We start from the raw sequence: 16,740 nt of genomic DNA on the forward strand, positions 1-16,740 counted from the left end.
TTTTGATTCGTCGGTGTCTACTAGGTCACAGCCCTACATCCTTAGGGTGGATCGGCGCGTAAACGTTCGACTGAAAGGACTTTGGGGCCTTCTACTCACACAATCACACGCAGTGCACGGCGAACGCCTGTGAACCGAACGCTGGTCCGCAATCCAAGGTGGTCTCCGTCCATCTGGAACGGAAGCGGCACCTTCGAATGCAAGGTGAAGTCGGTCAGATCGTGCAGAGTCACGGCATGCTTGCCGTGCGGGCCCCGCTCAGGAGTCGAGGTCAGGAGCTGCGTGGCGTACCGCGCGACGGCCGGAGTTGACAAACGGCTGAGCGCCAATACGTCAAGTGCGGTGTCGAACGAGGCCTCCGGAGACGCATACAGGGGCCGATTGCCCAGGTAGGTCCACGGAGACGTGTTGCAGACTATGGACAGCACCAGGTCCGTCACCGGATCCGCGCCCGGGCGCTCCAGCGTCACCGTGCCGCGCCGCCGGTTCGGCTCCTCCCAGAACTGGCGCATGAGCTGTCGCACATAAAGGGCGTGCGTCGAACGCTTGCCCCGCTCCCGCTGCTGCTCGACCCGCCCCACCACACCCGCGTCGAAGCCGAAACCCGCGCAGAACGTGAACCAGCGGGCCGGAACCGACTCGTCCTCCGAGCCCGGCGCACCCGCCGCCAGCCCCAGGCCCACCGTGCGCTCGCGGTGCTCGCGCAGCGCGTCCAGCAGGGCGCCCGTCGCCTCCACCGCGTCGTTGGGCAGCCCGAGCGCGCGGGCGAACACGTTCGTCGAGCCACCCGGCACCACCGCCAGCCGGGGCAGCCGCTCCGGATCGGGGCCGTTGTGCAGCAGCCCGTTGACCACCTCGTTGACGGTGCCGTCGCCGCCCAGCGCCACCACGAGGTCGAGGCCGTTCTCGGCCGCTCGCCGGCCCAGGTCCCGCGCGTGCCCCCGGTACTCGGTGGTCACCGCCTCCAGCTTCATCTCGCTGGCCAGAGCGTGGATCAGGACGTCGCGCGTGCGCGCACTGGTGGTCGTCGCTGCTGGGTTGGCCACGAGGAGTGCACGCATGCCCGCCAGCCTACCGACCCGTTCACACCGGTCCCATACTGGCCGCCCGCCCTGCGAGGCCGTCGGCCCCGCCCCCGCCGCCGGCCCGGCCGCGCGGCTACCCTGCAGGGGTGAGTACGAAGCCCACCCCCGCCCCGGACCAGCCGACCGCCCCGCTGCCCGGCCGGCTCACCGCCGCCGCCGCGCTCACCGCCATCGAAGGCCTGGCCCTCGCCGGCCTCGGCATCTACATGCTGTTCGTCGGGATCGCCGGCGACGCCGACTCCCCGCAGCAGGCGGAGACGGGCGGGCTGACGCTGATCGCCCTGGCCGCCCTGCCGCTGGTCGCCGCCCGCGGGCTGCGCCTGGCCCGGCGCTGGAGCCGCGGGCCCGCGCTGATCACGCAGCTGATGGCGCTGCCGGTGGCCTGGACGCTCTACACCACGGGCGGCGCGATGATCGCCGCCGCCGTGGCACTGGCCGCGACCGCCGTCGCGGTGGTGGCCCTCCTGGTGAACCCGACGGCGACCGAAGCCCTCGGCATCGGCGGGCCCGCCTCTTAGGACTTGTTCGCCGGGACTTGCTCGCCCGTTCGCCCGTTCGCCTCCGGGGCGCAGACGTCTGCGCCCCCTCGGCCCGCACGCCGGGTCGGCCCGGCCGGCGGCTACTCCTCGACCAGGAGCTTTTCGCGGAGCTGGGCCAGGGTGCGGGCCAGCAGCCGGGAGACGTGCATCTGGGAGATGCCGACCTCCTGCGCGATCTGCGACTGCGTCATGTTGCCGAAGAACCGCAGCAGCAGGATCCGCTTCTCCCGCGGCGGCAGCCCCTCCAGCAGCGGCTTGAGGGACTCGCGGTACTCGACGCCCTCCAGCGCCTCGTCCTCCGCGCCCAGGGTGTCCGCGACCGCCGGCGACTCGTCGTCGGTGTCCGGGACGTCCAGGGAGAGCGTGCTGTAGGCATTGGCCGATTCCAGCCCCTCCAGCACCTCCTCCTCCGAGATCCCCAGCCGCTCGGCCAGCTCGTGGACCGTGGGGGAGCGGCCGTGCTGCTGGGACAGCTCGGCCGTGGCCGTGGTCAGCGAGAGCCGCAGCTCCTGGAGGCGCCGGGGGACCCGCACCGCCCAGCCCTTGTCGCGGAAGTGCCGCTTGATCTCCCCGACCACGGTGGGCGTCGCGTACGTCGAGAACTCGACCCCGCGGTCCGGGTCGAACCGGTCCACCGACTTGATCAGGCCGATCGTCGCGACCTGGGTCAGGTCGTCGAGCGGCTCGCCGCGGTTGCGGAACCGCCGGGCCAGGTGCTCGACCAGCGGCAGGTGCATCCGTACGAGCCGGTTGCGCAGCTCCGCCTTCTCCGGTGAGCCGTCGGGCAGCGCCCGCAGCTCGACGAACAGGGCCCGCGCGCCGCTGCGGTCGCGCGGATCCGGCAGCGGCGGCAGCGCCGCGTCCGCGTCCAGGTCCGGGCCCGCGGCCGGGCCGGCGGCCGCGGGTGGCTGGGACGCCTGTGGTTCTTCGTGCTGGTTCTCGCTCATGGGGCCCGCCCGTCGCTCCGCCGAGTCCAAAAAGCCGTGTTCCGCATCCGCGTCAGCCGGGTGCGGCCGGGCGCGCTGCTGCTCCGGGATGCCGCCGTCGACCTCGTGCCGTACGCGGGGCCGGTCCCCACCCCGCACCGGGGTCTCCCCGCCGCTCACGCCGGGCCTGGACCCGCGCCGCGCTGTTTGTAGAGGCTGATGCTCACCGTCTTGTCCTCCTCGACCGTGGACTCGACCTTGCCGGCCAGTGCCGACAGGACGGTCCAGGCGAACGTGTCGCGCTCCGGCGCGCGGCCGTCCGTGGTGGGCGCCGAGACGGTCACCTCCAGCGAGTCGTCGATCAGCCGGAACACGCAGCTGAGGACGGAGCCCGGCACGGCCTGCTGGAGCAGGATCGCGCAGGCTTCGTCCACCGCGATACGGAGATCCTCGATCTCGTCGAGGGTGAAGTCCAAACGTGCCGCGAGGCCGGCCGTGGCCGTTCGCAGCACCGACAGGTAGGCACCCGCAGCCGGCAGCCGGACTTCCACGAAGTCCTGGGTCCCGGGCTCGCCTGCGATCTGGGACACCCTCACCTCCAAGGTGGTACGAGCTCTCTTCGCCGGTGACGCTACCGCGATCCGGGCGATCGTGTCGCGGCACCCCTCGTGGAGCCCGATCGGGACACCCACGCCTACGGCCGGTGACAGATGGTATGCCTACGGGTACGCACAGTGGCTAGGGGTCTGCGGGCCCAAATCCGGGGAACCGGCGGAGGTTTGACCTACCCCGCCTCAGACGATCGAACCGTCGACAAAACACCACCGCCAGGTCTCTCCCGGCTCGAAGCTGCGCATCACCGGATGACCGGTGGTCCGGTAGTGCGCGGACGCGTGCCGGTGCGGGGAGGAGTCGCAGCATGCCACGTACCCGCACCACAGGCACATCCGCAGCTGCACCGGATGGCTGCCGAGCACCAGACATTCGGGGCAGGTCTGGGCAGTCGGCACAGGCTCGGGGCGCGGCAGTTCGGGAACGTGGGTGCACTCGCTCATGATGGCCAGCGTACTGACGTGCGGGCGCCGCCGGACGAAGTCCGATCAGCCACGACGAGCGAAGGTGGGTTGTCGATGGAGGTATTGCCGCTGGTGGCGCTGGTCGCGGTCAGCGCGGCCGTCGCGGGCATCGCGCGCCGGACGCCGGTGCCCGCACCGCTGCTGCTGGTCGCGGCCGGGCTCGTGGCCTCGTACGTGCCCGGGGTGCCCGCGTACGTCCTCGACCCGCACATCGTGCTGCCGCTGCTGCTCCCGCCGCTGCTGTACACGGCCGCGGTGGACAGCTCGTACCTGGACCTGCGGGCCAATGCCCGGCCGATCGCGCTGCTGTCCGTCGGCTACGTGCTCTTCGCGACGCTCGTGGTCGGGTACGCGGTGTACCTGGCGGTGCCGGGGCTGTCGCTGCCGGTGGCGCTGGTGCTGGGCGCGGTGGTCGCCCCGCCCGACGCGGTCGCCGCGACCGCGATCGCCCGGAAGCTCGGGCTGCCGAACCGGATCACGACCATCCTGCAGGGGGAGTCCCTCGTCAACGACGCGACCGCGATCACCGCCTACAAGGTGGCGCTGGCCGCGGCCGTCGGCGTCAGTGCCGGCTGGGCCGGCGGCATCGCGGAGTTCCTGCTGGCCTCGGTGGGCGGCGTCGGCATGGGCCTGGTGCTGATGGTCCCGATCCACCACCTGCGCACGCGGCTGCGGGAGCCGCTGCTGCAGAACACCCTGTCGCTGCTGATCCCGTTCGTGGCGTACGCGGCGGCCGAGCGGGTGCACGCCTCGGGTGTCCTCGCGGTGGTCGTGGTGGCGCTGTACCTCGGGCACCACAACTGGCAGGTCGATTTCGCGACCCGGCTCCAGGAGGAGGCGGTGTGGAAGATGGTCGCCTTCATCCTGGAGTCGGTGGTCTTCGCGCTGATCGGGCTCCAGCTGCCGGTCGTGCTGAAGGGGCTGGTGGAGTACGAGGGCGCCGAGGCCGCCTGGTACGCGGTCCTGGTGTTCCTGGTGGTGGTCGTCTCCCGGTTCCTGTGGGTGTTCCCGGCCACCTTCGTGCCGCGCTGGGTCTCGGCACGGATCCGCGCGCGGGAGCCGGACACCACGTGGAAGGCGCCGGTGGTGGTGGGCTGGGCCGGCATGCGGGGCGTGGTCTCGCTCGCGATCGCCTTCTCGGTGCCGATGGACGTGCCGCACCGCGACCTGATCCTCTTCCTCACCTTCACCACCGTCATCGGCACCCTGGTGGTGCAGGGGCTGACCCTGCCGCCGCTGATCCGGCTGCTGCGGCTGCCCGCCCGGGACGCCACGGCGGAGACGCTCGCCGAGGCGCAGGCCCAGAGCGAGGCCTCGCGGGCGGCGGAGGAGCGGCTCGACGAACTGCTGGCCGAGCCCGAGAACGCCCTGCCCCCGCCGCTGGCGGAACGGCTGCGCACCGTCCTGGAGCGGCGGCGCAACGCGGTGTGGGAGCGGCTGGGCGACGTCAACCCGCTCACCGGGGAGTCCGCGGACGACGTCTACCGGCGGCTCTCGCGGGAGATGATCGGGGCCGAGCGCGAGGTGTTCGTGTCCCTGCGGGACCTGCGGCGGATCGACGACGAGATGCTGCGGGCGCTGCTGCGCCGGCTGGACCTGGAGGAGGCGGCGGCGTACCGCGAGGCCTCCTAGGGGACCCGGCCTCGGGGGGTGCCGCGACGGTCCGGCGCTCGTCTGCGGCCCGGTTGTGGCTGGTCGCGCAGTTCCCCGCGCCCCTGCGGGGCGCTCAGGGGGAGAGGGGCGGAGGGAGGGCGGGGGGTTCAGGGTCCGCGGGCCGGCCGGTGACGACGGCGGTGACCGCACTCCCGGCGGGGAAGGATCCGGCCGCCGCCAGCTCGGCCAGCGCCCACAGCAGCTTCGCCACGTAGATCCGCTCGACGGGGAGGCCGTGGCGGTCCTCGAAGTCCGCGGCGAAGGCCTCCAGGGCGTCCGGTACGCGGGCGTAGCCGCCGTGGTCGAAGCCCTCGGCCAGGCTCCAGTCCCCGGCCGGGCCGCCGAAGGCCTGCTCCTGGAGGGAACGTATCTCCGCGGCCAGGAAGCCGCCCGCCAGGACGGGCACCCCGAGGGCCCGCTGCCCGGGGGCGAGGCCCGCCGCCAGCCCGGCCAGGGTCCCGCCGGTGCCGCAGGCCACCGCGACCACGTCGGACACGCCGTGCAGCTCGCGGCCGAGCGCGGCGCACCCGTGGAGGGCGAGCGCGTTGCTGCCGCCCTCGGGGACGGGGTACGCCCCCGCGGCCCCGGCCTCGGCGATCAGCTGCCGCGCCGCCTCGGGGTCGCCCTTGCGGCGGTACGCGGACCGGGTCGTGAAGTGCAGCCGCATCCCGTCGGCGGCACACCGGGCGAGGGACTCGTTGAGCGGCCGCCCGGCCAGCTCGTGCCCGCGCACGATGCCGGTGGTGGCGAGCCCGAGCAGCCGTCCGGCCGCGGCGGTGGCCCGCAGGTGGTTGGAGTAGGCCCCGCCGAAGGTCACGAGCCCCGGGTACCCGCCGGCGGCGGCGGCCCGGAGGTTGGGCGCGAGCTTGCGCCACTTGTTGCCGGGCAGCTCCGGATGCACGAGGTCGTCCCGCTTGAGCAGCAGCCGCACCCCGTGCCGCCCGAACCGCTCGTCACGGATCTCCTGCAGCGGCGACGGGGGCCGGTCCCGCAGCAGCGCATCGGGGTTCGGGGGGCGTTCCATCCGCCCATTGTGCGCCGCCCGTGCCGCGTTCTCGCACGTCGCGGTCCTGCCGTGCCCGTTGCCGCGGTCGACGGCATCACCCGGCCGGCGACGGGGGCGGCGCCGGGGTGGGCGGACGCGGGGCCGCCCGGTGGGGCCTCATTCCAGGCGTTCGGCCACGCGGCCGCGGAACGAGGCCATGGTGAAGCCCTTCGGGTCGATCTTGCCGGGGCGCCACTCCAGGTGGCCGATCACCGAGCGTTCGGTCCAGCGGTGCACCCGGCACACCGCGGCCGCGGCGCGGGCCATCGCGTCGAGCTGGACCGCCGGCCAGGGGTCCTCGCCGTCGCCGAGGTTCTCGCACTCGAAGCCGTAGAAGTGGCGGTTGCCGTCGGCGTTGGCCTGGTTGTCGGGCGGCAGCCGCTTCTCGGCGATGACGGCCGCCAGGACGTCGGCGTCGCCCGCGCCCGCGTGGTTGGCCCGGCCGTAGCCGACCAGGTGGACCCGGCCGTCCTTGGTGATGACGCCGTGGCAGAGGGGGCCGGGCAGGTCCGCGTCGCCGAACCGGCAGAGCTCGACGGTGTTGGCCGTGCCGCGGGTGACGGTGTGGTGGATCATCACCCCGTGCACCGGGCCCCAGGGGCCCTTGTGGTTGCGGTTGTGGGTGCGCCAGGCGCCGACCTCGACGACGGTCAGGCCCTCGTTGCGCAGTGCGTTGATGAAGCGGTCCGCTGACATGGGTGCGGCCATGGCCGCCTCCTTTGCGGGTCCGTTGCGGTCACCTTGCGTGGCCGCCTCGTTGCACCCGGTGTAACGGAGGAGGTCTTTCCATGGCTAGGGCATTCGTACAGCGAGCGAGCCGATCCGGACACTCGTCCCGACCGGCCCGCTCGTCCCGACCGTTACTCCGAGGCCAGCCAGAGGTCCGGGCCGAACACCTCGTAGTGGATGTCCGCGGCCGGCACGCCCTTGGCGAGCAGCTGCTCGCGCACCGCCCGCATGAAGGGGAGCGGCCCGCACAGGTAGGCCTGGGTGCCGGGGGCGACCGGTACGTCCGCGAGGTCCATGCGGCCCTCGCCGTCGCCGGGCTCGGCGTCGGCCTCGTACCAGAACCGGGCGGTGGAGTCCGTCAGCTTGAGCGCCAGCGCGCGGTGGTCGTCGCGCATCGCGTGGTCGGCGGGGGAGCGGTCGGCGTGCAGGACGGTGACCGGGGCGGTGTGCCCGGATTCCGCCAGGTGCTCCAGCATCGACAGCATCGGGGTGCAGCCGATGCCGGCGGAGGCGAGCAGCAGCGGGGCCTCGGTGTCCTGCAGGACCAGGTCGCCGTACGGCGCCGAGACGTGCAGGGTGTCGCCGACCGCGGTCCGGGAGTGCAGGTGGTTCGAGACCTCGCCGTCGGGGCCGAGGGCGGACGGCCCGTGGATCCGCTTGACGGTGATCGTGCGCTCGGGCGCGGCGGGTGCGCCGGTCAGGCTGTACTGGCGGATCTGGCGGGCGCCGTCGGGGAGTTCGACCTGGACCGAGACGTACTGGCCGGGCTTGAAGTCCGGTGCCGGGGCGCCGTCCGCGGGGGTCAGGCGGAAGGTGGTGCAGTCGGCGGTCTCGGCGACGCGGCCGGTGACCGTCCACGGGCGCCAGACGTCGCCGGCGAGGACCTGCTGCTCGGCGTAGAGCCGCTCCTCGATGGTGATGAGCGCGTTGGCCATCAGCCAGTAGACCTCGTCCCAGGCCTCGGCGACATCGGGGGTGACGGCCTCGGCGAGGATGTCGACGATCGCCTCGAAGAGGTACTTGTGGACGATCGGGTACTGCTCGCGGGTGACACCGAGGGAGGCGTGCTTGTGCGCGATGCGGCTCAGCATGACGTCGGGGCGGGTGTCGGGCCGGGCGACGAGGTGGGTCGCGAAGGTGGCGATGGAGCCGGCGAGGGCCTGCTTCTGCAGGCCTGCGTTCTGGTTGCCCCGGTTGAACAGGTCCCGCAGCAGCTCGGGGTGGGCCGCGAAGAGCTTTGCGTAGAACAGCTCCGTGATCTCGCCTATGGCGGCGCCCACGGCGGGCAGGGTGGCGCGTACGGTCTCTGCCGACTTCGCGGAAAGCATCAGAAGGTCCTCGCCTCGATGTGAGTGGTGCACTAAATTGGTATGTCAGATGCAAATTTTTGTGTACGGGTTCGGGCGGGGTGCATCCGTTCGGGTCATCGCCCGGAATCACCGTAGGCCCCCGCCCGGCCGGTCCGAACCGGCCGTCCGGCCCCGTGGTCAGGGACCTTCGGCCCACCCCGCCGCCCTGCTGCTCGAAATGCCCAGCAGGAGGGGCCCCGTGGGCGTCGCGACCAGGTCGTTCACCGTGAGCGGGTCCAGCGTCGCGAAGAACGCCTCCTGTGCCCGGCGCAGTGCCCCGCGCAGGATGCAGGCGCCGCGCAGCGGGCAGGGCGTGGTGCCCTCGCACTCCACGACGTCGCCGGCGCCCTCCAGTTCGCGGACCACCCCGCCCACCGAGGCCGCCCGCCCGGCCGCGGTCAGTGCGAGCCCGCCGCCGCGGCCGCGCCGCGCCTCGACCAGGCCGAGGTGCTGCAGCCGGGCGACGACCTTGGTCGTGTGCGTGTACGGGACCTCCATCGACGCCGCCACGTCGCGCGTGGTGGGGAGGTCGTCCTCCGCGACGGCCAGGCGCATCAGGGTGCGCAGCGCCAGGTCGGTGAATCGGGTCAGCCGCATGGCATCACCGTAGAAAACTTGCATCTTGGATTCAAGTTAGGGTCCGCGCGGGGCCGCCGGCCGGAAAGCGCTGTTGCGGGCGGGGCTCATGGGAAGAGGGTCAACTCCAGAGGGTGCCCAGCGCTCCGGCGGCGTAGTCCACCCGTTTGTGTAATGGTCTCACCACACAGCGTGCTGAAAGGCTTCTCCTGCAGATCCATGGAGTGATCGAAAGGGATGCACATGTCGGTCCAGGCAGGTTCCGAACCCGAAGTCCGGACTCCCCGGCAGAGTCTCGCGACGTCGGCCGCACGGAACTTGGCAACCACGACCAAGTCCGCACCGCAGATGCAGGAGATCACCTCCCGGTGGCTCCTGAAGATGCTCCCGTGGGTGCCCGTCCAGGGCGGTACGTACCGGGTCAACCGACGGCTCAGCCACTCCGTCGGCGACGGCCGCGTCGAGTTCGTCAAGACCGGGGCGCAGGTCCAGGTCATCCCCGCCGAGCTCGGCGAGCTCCCGCTGCTGCGCACCTACGAGGACCCGGACGTGCTCACCGAGCTCGCCGGGCGGTGCCGCCAGATCGACTTCGAGGCCGGCCAGGAGCTGACCTCCTTCGGCAGCCCCTCCGACCGGGTGTTCCTCCTCGCGCACGGCCGGGTCGACCAGGTCGGCCCCGGCCCCTACGGCGAGGACGCCGTCCTGGGAACCGTCGCCGACGGCGCCTACTTCGGCGAGGACTCCCTCACCGACGACGCGGCCATCTGGGAGTACACCGCCCGCGCCACCACCCCCGGCACCGCCCTCGTCCTCTCCCGCCAGGACTTCCTGCTGCTCGCGGACCGCGTCGACTCGCTGCGCCGGCACGTCGAATCCGTACGGGCCGAGCCCGGGCAGCGCACCAACGCGTACGGCGAGGCCGCCATCGACCTCTCCGCCGGCCACCGCGGCGAGCCCGCCCTCCCCGGCACCTTCGTCGACTACGAGGCCCACCCCCGCGAGTACGAACTCTCCCTCGCGCAAACGGTCCTGCGCGTGCACACCCGCGTCGCCGACCTCTACAACCACCCCATGAACCAGACCGAGCAGCAGCTGCGGCTCACGGTCGAGGCGCTGCGCGAGCGCCAAGAGCACGAGATGGTCAACAACCGGGAGTTCGGCCTCCTCCACAACGCCGACTACGGCCAGCGCATCCAGCCGCACGACGGCGCGCCCACCCCGGACGACATGGACCAGCTGCTCAGCATGCGGCGCGGCTCCAGGCTCTTCCTCGCCCACCCCAAGGCCATCGCCGCCTTCGGCCGCGAGTGCAACAAGCGCGGCCTGCACCCGGAGGCGGTCGACGTCGACGGGACCCGGATCACCACCTGGCGCGGCGTGCCGATCTTCCCGTGCGACAAGATCCCGATCAGCGACGCCCGGACGACGTCCATCCTCTGCATGCGCACCGGCGAGGACGAGTCCGGGGTGATCGGCCTGCACCAGCCCGGCATCCCGGACGAGATCGAGCCGAGCACGTCGGTGCGGTTCATGGGCATCAGCGAGCAGGCGATCATCTCCTACCTGGTCACGGCGTACTTCTCCGCGGCGGTGCTGGTGCCGGACGCGCTCGGCGTCCTGGAGAACGTCGAGATCGCCCGCCGCCACTGAGCGGCCGGGCCGGAGACCACCAGGGGATCGGGGGCAGTCATGGGTACCACTGAGGCGATCACGACCGGCGAGGGGCAGGAGGCCGCGGCCCTGCTGGAGCGGGCACGGGAGGCGGTCGATCCGGAGCTGCGCCGGGCGCTGGAGGGCCTGCCCGGCCCCATGCGCCGCGTGGCCATGTACCACTTCGGATGGGAGCACGCGGACGGAAGCCCGGCCGCGGGCAGCGCGGGCAAGGCCATCCGGCCGGCCCTGGTGCTCGCCGCGGCCCGGGCCCTGAGCGGCGGCGGGGACGGGCCGGCCGGCGGTGTGCCCGAGGGCGCGGTGCGGGCCGCGGCGGCCGTGGAGCTGGCGCACAACTTCACGCTGCTGCACGACGACGTCATCGACGAGGACGTGACGCGGCGCGGCCGGGCCACGGCCTGGACCGTGTTCGGGCTGCCGGACGCGGTCATCACGGGCGACGCGATGGCCGCCCTCGCGCTGCGGCTGCTGGTGCAGGACCCGCACCCCGCCGCGGCGGCCGCCTCCGCGCGGCTCGCGTCCTGCGTGATCGAGCTGTGCGCGGGCCAGCAGGCCGACTGCGCCTTCGAACAGCGGCCGCACGTCTCGCTCGACGAGTGCCTGGCCATGGCCACGGCCAAGACCGGGGCGCTGCTGGGCTGCGCCTGCGCGCTCGGCGCGCTGTACGCCGGCGCCGGGCCGGACGAGGTCGAGGCGCTGGACGCCTTCGGCCGGGAGGCCGGCCTGGCCTTCCAGCTGATCGACGACCTGCTCGGCATCTGGGGCGACCCGGGGCACACGGGCAAGCCCGCCGGGGCCGACCTGATCGCCCGCAAGAAGTCCCTCCCGGTCGTGGCCGCCCTCACCTCGGGCACCGCGGCGGGCGAGGAGCTGGCCGCCCTGTACGCGGGCCCCATGGCCGGGGACGACGTACGGCGCGCCGCGGACGCCGTGGAGCGGGCCGGCGGGCGGGACTGGGCGCAGGCCCATGCGGCGGACCGGATGGGCCGGGCGGTCCAGCAGCTGTCCCGGGCGGTCCCGGACCTCGGGGCGGCGGGCGGGCTGCTGGCGCTGGCGGAGTTCGTCACGCGCCGGACCCGGTGAACCCGCCTTTGCGCTCCGCGGGGGGCCGGTCATGACACCGCGGGCCGGTGGGGGTTGATCGCGCAGTTCCCCGCGCCCCTACGGGGCACGACCGAGCCCGCGTTGCGCAGTTCCCCGCGCCCCTGCGGGGCACGATCGGGCTCGCGTCGCACAGTTCCCCGCGGGCCGGTGGGGGCTGGGCGCGCAGTTCCCCGCGCCCCTTGCGGGGCGCGACCGGGCCCGTGTCGCGTAGTTTGCCGCGCCCCCTGCGGGGCGCAAGCCCTGTTCCGGCACCATGCGGTGCCGGAACAGGGCTTTCTGTCGTCGTGGCCCAACTCTAGGATCGCCTGCGGTTGTTGACGCGTGAGCGAAGGGTGTGACCAGTGGTGCTGGAGATACGCCGGGCGGACCAGGCGGACCGGGACGCGGTGGCGCGGCTGCTCGACGAGGCGTTCCGCGAGGACCCGGTGAGCAGCTGGGTCTTCCCCGACCCGGAGCACCGGGCCGCCGTGCACGGCGCCTTCCTCGGGGTCTTCGTCGACGTGGCGCTGGAGGAGGGCCGGATCGACTACGCCGCGGACGGCTCGGCGGCGGCCCTGTGGCTGCGGGTCCCGGCGGGGGAGCCGGAGGACGGGGCCGCCGAGGACGACGTCCCGGCCCGCATGCGCGCGGCGGCGGACCCGGACAACGAGCGGTGCGAGCTGGTCGGCCGGCTCACGGGGGCGGTGCACCCGACGTCCGAGGAGCACGAGTACCTGCTGATGATCGCGGTCGCCCCGGGGCGGCAGGGCGAGGGCCTGGGGGCCGGGTTGATGCGGCCGGTCCTGGAGCGCTGCGACCGGGAGGGCGTACCGGCGTACCTGGAGGCGAGCAGCGAGCGCAGCATGCGCCTGTACGAGCGGCTGGGCTGGGAGTTCACGGGCGAGGCGGTGCGGCTTCCGGACGGGCCGCCGATGTGGCCGATGTGGCGCAAGCCGCAGCCCCTTGCCTGAACCACTCCGGGTGGAGTACTTTGTTTGACGTGCCCCGGAGCGGTGGCACCCACCGACGAAAGAGACCCGCTTGCGCAAGCTCACGTACTTCATCGCCACGTCCGTCGACGGCTTCATCGGAGCCGCGGACGGCGATGCCGACTTCCTCAACCAGTGGCTGGACCCCGAGTACACGGCCGCCCTCGCGGCGGAGTACCCCGAGACCCTGCCCACGCCCGCCCACGCGATGTTCGGCATCCCCGAGGACTTCCGGGCCCGCCACTTCGACACCGTCGTGATGGGACGCGGCACCTACGAACCGGGGCTCAAGGTCGGGTTCACCAGCCCGTACGCGCACCTCGACCAGTACGTGGTCTCCCGGTCGCTCGCCACCGCGCCCGACCCTGCGGTGAAGGTGATCAGCGGCGACATCGTGGCGCGGGTGCGCGAGCTGAAGGAGGAGCCGGGCCTCGGCATCTGGCTCTGCGGCGGCGCCGACCTGGCCGGGCAGCTGGTCGAGGAGATCGACGAGTTCGTCGTCAAGACCTACCCGGTGTTCCTCGGTTCCGGCATGCCGATGTCCCGCGCCGGCTTCGGGCTGCGGGCGCTGGAGCTGACCGGCTTCACGGCCTACGGCGGCGGCCAGACGATCGCCACGTACGCGCGCAAGCGCTGAACCCGCGGACCGGCGGACCGGCGGACCGGCGGGCCCGCGACCCCGCGGGCCCGCCGAACGCGCGGAACCGGCCTACCGTGGAGGTATGGCCGGTGAACAGCGACACTCCGAGCGCCACCCGCCGCCGCACACGCCCGCGGTGGTCGCCCCGCACGCCGGGCACGAGCAGCGCACGTGCCAGGCCTGCGGGCGCCCCGTCGACACGCTCGTCCGGCGGCGCAAAGCGCTCGGGATCTTCATCCCGGAATGGGTGCCGGGCCCCTGCCGGAACCCGGACTGCCCGGAGTACGCGCCCGAGGCCGGCAGTCTGACCTAGCCCCGGGCCGGTGCAGGGTGCCGCCGTCCCGGAAGTCCGGAAGGTCCCGGAAGGACCCGGGAGGCGGCCCCCGCTTCGTGCTGCCGGGCGTCAGCCCTTCGCGCCCAGGCCCGAGGCGGCGAACCCGTTGGCCCACAGCTGGTTGACCCGGGAGCGCTCGGCGCCGTTCGGGTAGGCGTTGGTGCACGAGGTGCCCGGCCCACCGCCCGACATCAGCTCGGAGCAGGGGCCCGAGTAGTGGTCGGGCAGGCCCAGCACGTGGCCGGTCTCGTGCGCGGTCACGCGGGTGGAGTTGTACTGCTGGTTCTGGCGGTAGTCCAGGAAGATGTAGCCGCGGCCGTGCCCGTCGGTGCTCGCGTACGAGCCCCGCGAGTCGTTGCCCTCGTAGTACGCGAAGTTCCCGCCGGAGGAGACCTCCTGGAGCTTCACGTTCGACACCGAGCTGTTCCATATCTGCGTGGAGCGGGAGATCTGCGAGCGGAAGCTCGGCGCGTTGCGGGTGTTGTACGTGACGGTCACGGCCAGGGCGCCCGGGTTCGCGGCGCGCTGCTCGGCCACCGAGCGCTGCACGGCCTCGAAGAACGCCTTGTTGGCGGCCTGGTTCTCCTGCGAGCGCTCGTACGCGGCGTAGGTCTCGGCGCTGCCGGCCGGGGCGGACGCGGCGGTGGCGGTGGGGGCGACACCGCCGAGGGCGGCGGCGAGGGCCAGGCCGACGACGGCTGCCGGCAGGCTCTTTCGGGGCATACGGGAGTGGCGCATGTGGGGGGGCTCCTACTCAATCCGGTGCGGGGGGTGGGTCGTTCGGTACCGGAGTCTGCGGGAGCCGGAGGGGCGGGCGGATGATGTCAGCCAGCGATAACGCCGCCCTATCGGGAGGGTGTCGACAGGCCAACTTCCTTGAGAATGGCGGGATTCTAGGGGGTATTAGTGGCTGGTGAAGTGCGCAGGGGCCGCCCTACCCTCGGGACATGGAGCTCGAGGTGAGGCACCTGCGCGCACTGTGCGCCATCGCCGACGCCGGCAGCCTGCACAAGGCGGCGCGGCAGCTCGGCGTGAGCCAGCCCTCCCTGACGACCCAGCTGCGCCGTATCGAACGAGCCCTGGACGGGGAGCTGTTCCTGCGGGAACGGACCGGATGTCGCCCCACGCCTTTCGGCCGCACCGTCCTCGGCCGGGCCCGCCCGCTCGTCGACGGCATGGCCGCCCTCGTCGCCGAGGCCCAGGCCATGGCCCGCGGCCCGCGGCTGCGCCTCGGCTCGACCGCCAGCCGCGCCCTGCCCGGCTGGCTGCGCCGGCTGCACCGGCGGTGGCCCGACACCGAGACCTCGCTGGTCGTGGACGGCTCCCCGCACGCCCTGCTGCGGATGGTCGCCTCGGGCCAGCTGGACGTGGCGTTCGTCCACGAGGTGGAGGGCAGCCCGCTGCGGGTGCCGCCCGGCCTGGAGATGCGGGTCCTCATGGAGCGGGAGCCGCAGTTCGTGTCGATGTCCCTGGACCACCCGGCGGCCGCCCGGCCGGTGGTCGAGCTGCGGGACCTCGCCGAGGACCGGTGGACCGTCGACCCCTCGGTCGACGGTGAGTGGGACGGCCTGCGGCGGGTGTTCGCCGGGGCCGGGGTCGACCCGCCCGTGCTGCACGCCGACTACCACACCGCTGCCTCGCTGATCGTCTCCGGCGAGGCCGTCGCCCCCTGCCAGCCGACCTCGGGGCCGCGCACCGACATGGCGATCCGGCCCCTGGCCGGTGACCCCCTGGCCGTCCGGCTGCTGCTGGCGACCCGGCCCGGCGAGCACGCCGAGGCCTACGAGGACCTCCGCGCCGCCTACCGCGAGGCCGCCCTGAACGCCCCGCCGTACCGGGCCTGGCTGCACCACCACGCGAGCCCCCTGCTGGCCGCCTCCTAGCCCGCCTGCCGGCCCCGCCTCCGCGAACGGCCGCCCTTCGGGGACACCGCCCCCGCCGCTGCCCCGCGCCCGCCCCCTGCCCGTCGCCGCGGACCGGCGCGCGGGCCCTTCGGCATGCCGCGGACACGCGGCACAGTCTTGACTTCACCCGACCGCGATATATCGTGTTATCCAGAAGACGCGATATGTTGCGTGGCCGTGTCCGGACGCCCAGCGTGTCCGTACGCAGAGGAGGAGCGACGCCATGACAGAGCAGAAGACGTGGTCGGTGGGCGATCCGCAGAAGCTCGCCTTCGACGAGCCGGTGACCGAGCTGCGCGTCCGCCTCGTCGGCGGCACGGTCAACGTCGTCGCCGACGAGGGCCCGGCCCGCCTGGAGGCGACCGCGATCGACGGCCCGCCGCTGTACGTGGTCCAGGAGGGCGGCACCCTCACCGTCTCCTACGAGGACCTGCCCTGGAACGGCTCGCAGGGCTTCAAGAAGTGGTTCGAATCCAAGCCCTGGAAGGCCTGGACCGGCTCCAACGAGGAGGGCCGCAAGGCCTGGGAGCGCAGCGCCGCCGTCACCCTCACCGTCCCCGCCGGCACCCGCGTGCGCCTGGCCGCCGTCAGCGCCGCCGCCGTGGTCTCCGGCATCCGCGGCGGCACCGACGTCAACGGCGTCTCCGGGGACGCCACCCTCGTCGGGCTGTCCGGCCGGACCTCCGCGCACACCGTCTCCGGCAACGTCGAGGCCCAGTCCGTCACCGGCGAGCTCGGCTTCCGCTCCGTCTCCGGCGGACTGACCGTGGTCGACGGCGCGGGCCTGACCGTACGGGCCGACTCGGTCAGCGGCGACATGCTGATCGACCTTGACGCCGACCCCGCCGCGCCCGGCGGCGTGGACATCGCCCTGAACTCCGTCTCCGGCCAGGTCGCGATCCGCCTCCCGCACCCCGCCGACGCGCGGGTGGAGGCCAACACCGCCACCGGCGGCGTCTCCAACGCCTTCGAGGACCTGCGGGTCTCCGGCCAGATGAGCGCCAAGCGGATCACCGGAACCCTGGGCGCGGGCACCGGCAGCCTGCGGGCCACCACCGTCTCGGGCTCCATCGCCCTGCTGCGCCGTCCGCCCGCCGACGCGCCCGCCGCCCCCCTCGCGCTCGACAAGAAGGTGCTCTGA

Annotated in this window: 18 protein-coding genes; 9 read left to right on the forward strand and 9 right to left on the reverse strand. The window is 73.3% G+C overall.

What is annotated here, in order from left to right:
• Positions 1-95: 95 nt before the first annotated feature.
• Positions 96-1,061, reverse strand: a complete 966-nt coding sequence (locus tag ACIQUT_RS24520) for a diacylglycerol/lipid kinase family protein (RefSeq protein ID WP_403565635.1) — start codon at positions 1,059-1,061, stop codon at positions 96-98.
• Between the two features lie 110 nt (positions 1,062-1,171).
• On the opposite strand from ACIQUT_RS24520, the gene ACIQUT_RS24525 reads away from it, so the two are divergent.
• Positions 1,172-1,603 carry a hypothetical protein gene (locus ACIQUT_RS24525; RefSeq protein ID WP_403565637.1) on the forward strand — a complete coding sequence of 144 codons (432 nt, stop codon included), beginning with the start codon at positions 1,172-1,174 and terminating at the stop codon, positions 1,601-1,603.
• 101 nt (positions 1,604-1,704) lie between these two features.
• On the opposite strand, the gene ACIQUT_RS24530 is transcribed toward ACIQUT_RS24525, so the two are convergent.
• The 3 genes from ACIQUT_RS24530 to ACIQUT_RS24540 all read right to left on the reverse strand — a co-directional run bounded on the left by ACIQUT_RS24530 (position 1,705) and on the right by ACIQUT_RS24540 (position 3,605).
• Complete coding sequence (locus ACIQUT_RS24530; protein WP_403565639.1) at positions 1,705-2,709, reverse strand: RNA polymerase sigma factor SigF; 1,005 nt, start codon at positions 2,707-2,709, stop codon at positions 1,705-1,707.
• 17 nt (positions 2,710-2,726) lie between these two features.
• Positions 2,727-3,140 (reverse strand): anti-sigma regulatory factor, encoded by a 414-nt coding sequence (locus tag ACIQUT_RS24535; RefSeq protein ID WP_403565641.1) that lies wholly within the window; start codon positions 3,138-3,140, stop codon positions 2,727-2,729.
• 204 nt (positions 3,141-3,344) lie between these two features.
• Positions 3,345-3,605 (reverse strand): UBP-type zinc finger domain-containing protein, encoded by a 261-nt coding sequence (locus ACIQUT_RS24540; RefSeq protein WP_179176614.1) that lies wholly within the window; start codon positions 3,603-3,605, stop codon positions 3,345-3,347.
• Between the two features lie 75 nt (positions 3,606-3,680).
• Here ACIQUT_RS24540 and ACIQUT_RS24545 point away from each other — a divergent pair, with 75 nt between their 5' ends.
• Positions 3,681-5,258, forward strand: a complete 1,578-nt coding sequence (locus ACIQUT_RS24545) for a Na+/H+ antiporter (protein WP_403565643.1) — start codon at positions 3,681-3,683, stop codon at positions 5,256-5,258.
• Positions 5,259-5,352: 94 nt separating this feature from the next.
• On the opposite strand, the gene ACIQUT_RS24550 is transcribed toward ACIQUT_RS24545, so the two are convergent.
• The 4 genes from ACIQUT_RS24550 to ACIQUT_RS24565 all read right to left on the reverse strand — a co-directional run bounded on the left by ACIQUT_RS24550 (position 5,353) and on the right by ACIQUT_RS24565 (position 8,999).
• Positions 5,353-6,303, reverse strand: a complete 951-nt coding sequence (locus ACIQUT_RS24550; RefSeq protein WP_403565645.1) for a 1-aminocyclopropane-1-carboxylate deaminase/D-cysteine desulfhydrase — start codon at positions 6,301-6,303, stop codon at positions 5,353-5,355.
• A gap of 138 nt (positions 6,304-6,441) precedes the next feature.
• Positions 6,442-7,032, reverse strand: coding sequence for an N-acetylmuramoyl-L-alanine amidase (locus tag ACIQUT_RS24555; RefSeq protein WP_403565646.1), 591 nt, complete (start codon positions 7,030-7,032; stop codon positions 6,442-6,444).
• 152 nt (positions 7,033-7,184) lie between these two features.
• Entirely contained in the window at positions 7,185-8,381 is a 1,197-nt protein-coding gene (locus ACIQUT_RS24560) for a globin domain-containing protein (protein WP_403565648.1), read from the reverse strand.
• Between the two features lie 159 nt (positions 8,382-8,540).
• The gene (locus ACIQUT_RS24565) at positions 8,541-8,999 is read right to left on the reverse strand and encodes an RrF2 family transcriptional regulator (RefSeq protein ID WP_403565650.1); all 459 of its coding nucleotides are present in this window, start codon (positions 8,997-8,999) and stop codon (positions 8,541-8,543) included.
• A gap of 222 nt (positions 9,000-9,221) precedes the next feature.
• On the opposite strand from ACIQUT_RS24565, the gene ACIQUT_RS24570 reads away from it, so the two are divergent.
• The 5 genes from ACIQUT_RS24570 to ACIQUT_RS24590 all read left to right on the forward strand — a co-directional run bounded on the left by ACIQUT_RS24570 (position 9,222) and on the right by ACIQUT_RS24590 (position 13,674).
• The gene (locus ACIQUT_RS24570) at positions 9,222-10,628 is read left to right on the forward strand and encodes a family 2B encapsulin nanocompartment shell protein (RefSeq protein ID WP_403565652.1); all 1,407 of its coding nucleotides are present in this window, start codon (positions 9,222-9,224) and stop codon (positions 10,626-10,628) included.
• A gap of 39 nt (positions 10,629-10,667) precedes the next feature.
• Positions 10,668-11,732 carry a family 2 encapsulin nanocompartment cargo protein polyprenyl transferase gene (locus ACIQUT_RS24575; protein ID WP_403565654.1) on the forward strand — a complete coding sequence of 355 codons (1,065 nt, stop codon included), beginning with the start codon at positions 10,668-10,670 and terminating at the stop codon, positions 11,730-11,732.
• A 362-nt stretch (positions 11,733-12,094) separates the two neighbouring features.
• Entirely contained in the window at positions 12,095-12,703 is a 609-nt protein-coding gene (locus ACIQUT_RS24580) for a GNAT family N-acetyltransferase (RefSeq protein ID WP_403565655.1), read from the forward strand.
• A 70-nt stretch (positions 12,704-12,773) separates the two neighbouring features.
• Entirely contained in the window at positions 12,774-13,358 is a 585-nt protein-coding gene (locus ACIQUT_RS24585; protein WP_403565657.1) for a dihydrofolate reductase family protein, read from the forward strand.
• Positions 13,359-13,443: 85 nt separating this feature from the next.
• Complete coding sequence (locus tag ACIQUT_RS24590; RefSeq protein ID WP_403565659.1) at positions 13,444-13,674, forward strand: hypothetical protein; 231 nt, start codon at positions 13,444-13,446, stop codon at positions 13,672-13,674.
• Between the two features lie 90 nt (positions 13,675-13,764).
• On the opposite strand, the gene snpA is transcribed toward ACIQUT_RS24590, so the two are convergent.
• A complete protein-coding gene (gene snpA, locus ACIQUT_RS24595; protein ID WP_403565661.1) occupies positions 13,765-14,433 on the reverse strand; it encodes a snapalysin in 669 nt (222 codons plus the stop codon).
• A gap of 209 nt (positions 14,434-14,642) precedes the next feature.
• Here snpA and ACIQUT_RS24600 point away from each other — a divergent pair, with 209 nt between their 5' ends.
• Together ACIQUT_RS24600 and ACIQUT_RS24605 are read left to right on the forward strand one after the other, a co-directional pair.
• On the forward strand, positions 14,643-15,578 hold the full coding sequence (locus tag ACIQUT_RS24600; RefSeq protein WP_403565663.1) for a LysR family transcriptional regulator: 936 nt from the start codon (positions 14,643-14,645) through the stop codon (positions 15,576-15,578).
• A 244-nt stretch (positions 15,579-15,822) separates the two neighbouring features.
• A complete protein-coding gene (locus tag ACIQUT_RS24605) occupies positions 15,823-16,740 on the forward strand; it encodes a DUF4097 family beta strand repeat-containing protein (RefSeq protein WP_403565665.1) in 918 nt (305 codons plus the stop codon).

Source organism: Streptomyces sp. NPDC090445, assembly GCF_044769385.1.
Classification (GTDB): Bacteria; Actinomycetota; Actinomycetes; order Streptomycetales; family Streptomycetaceae; genus Streptomyces.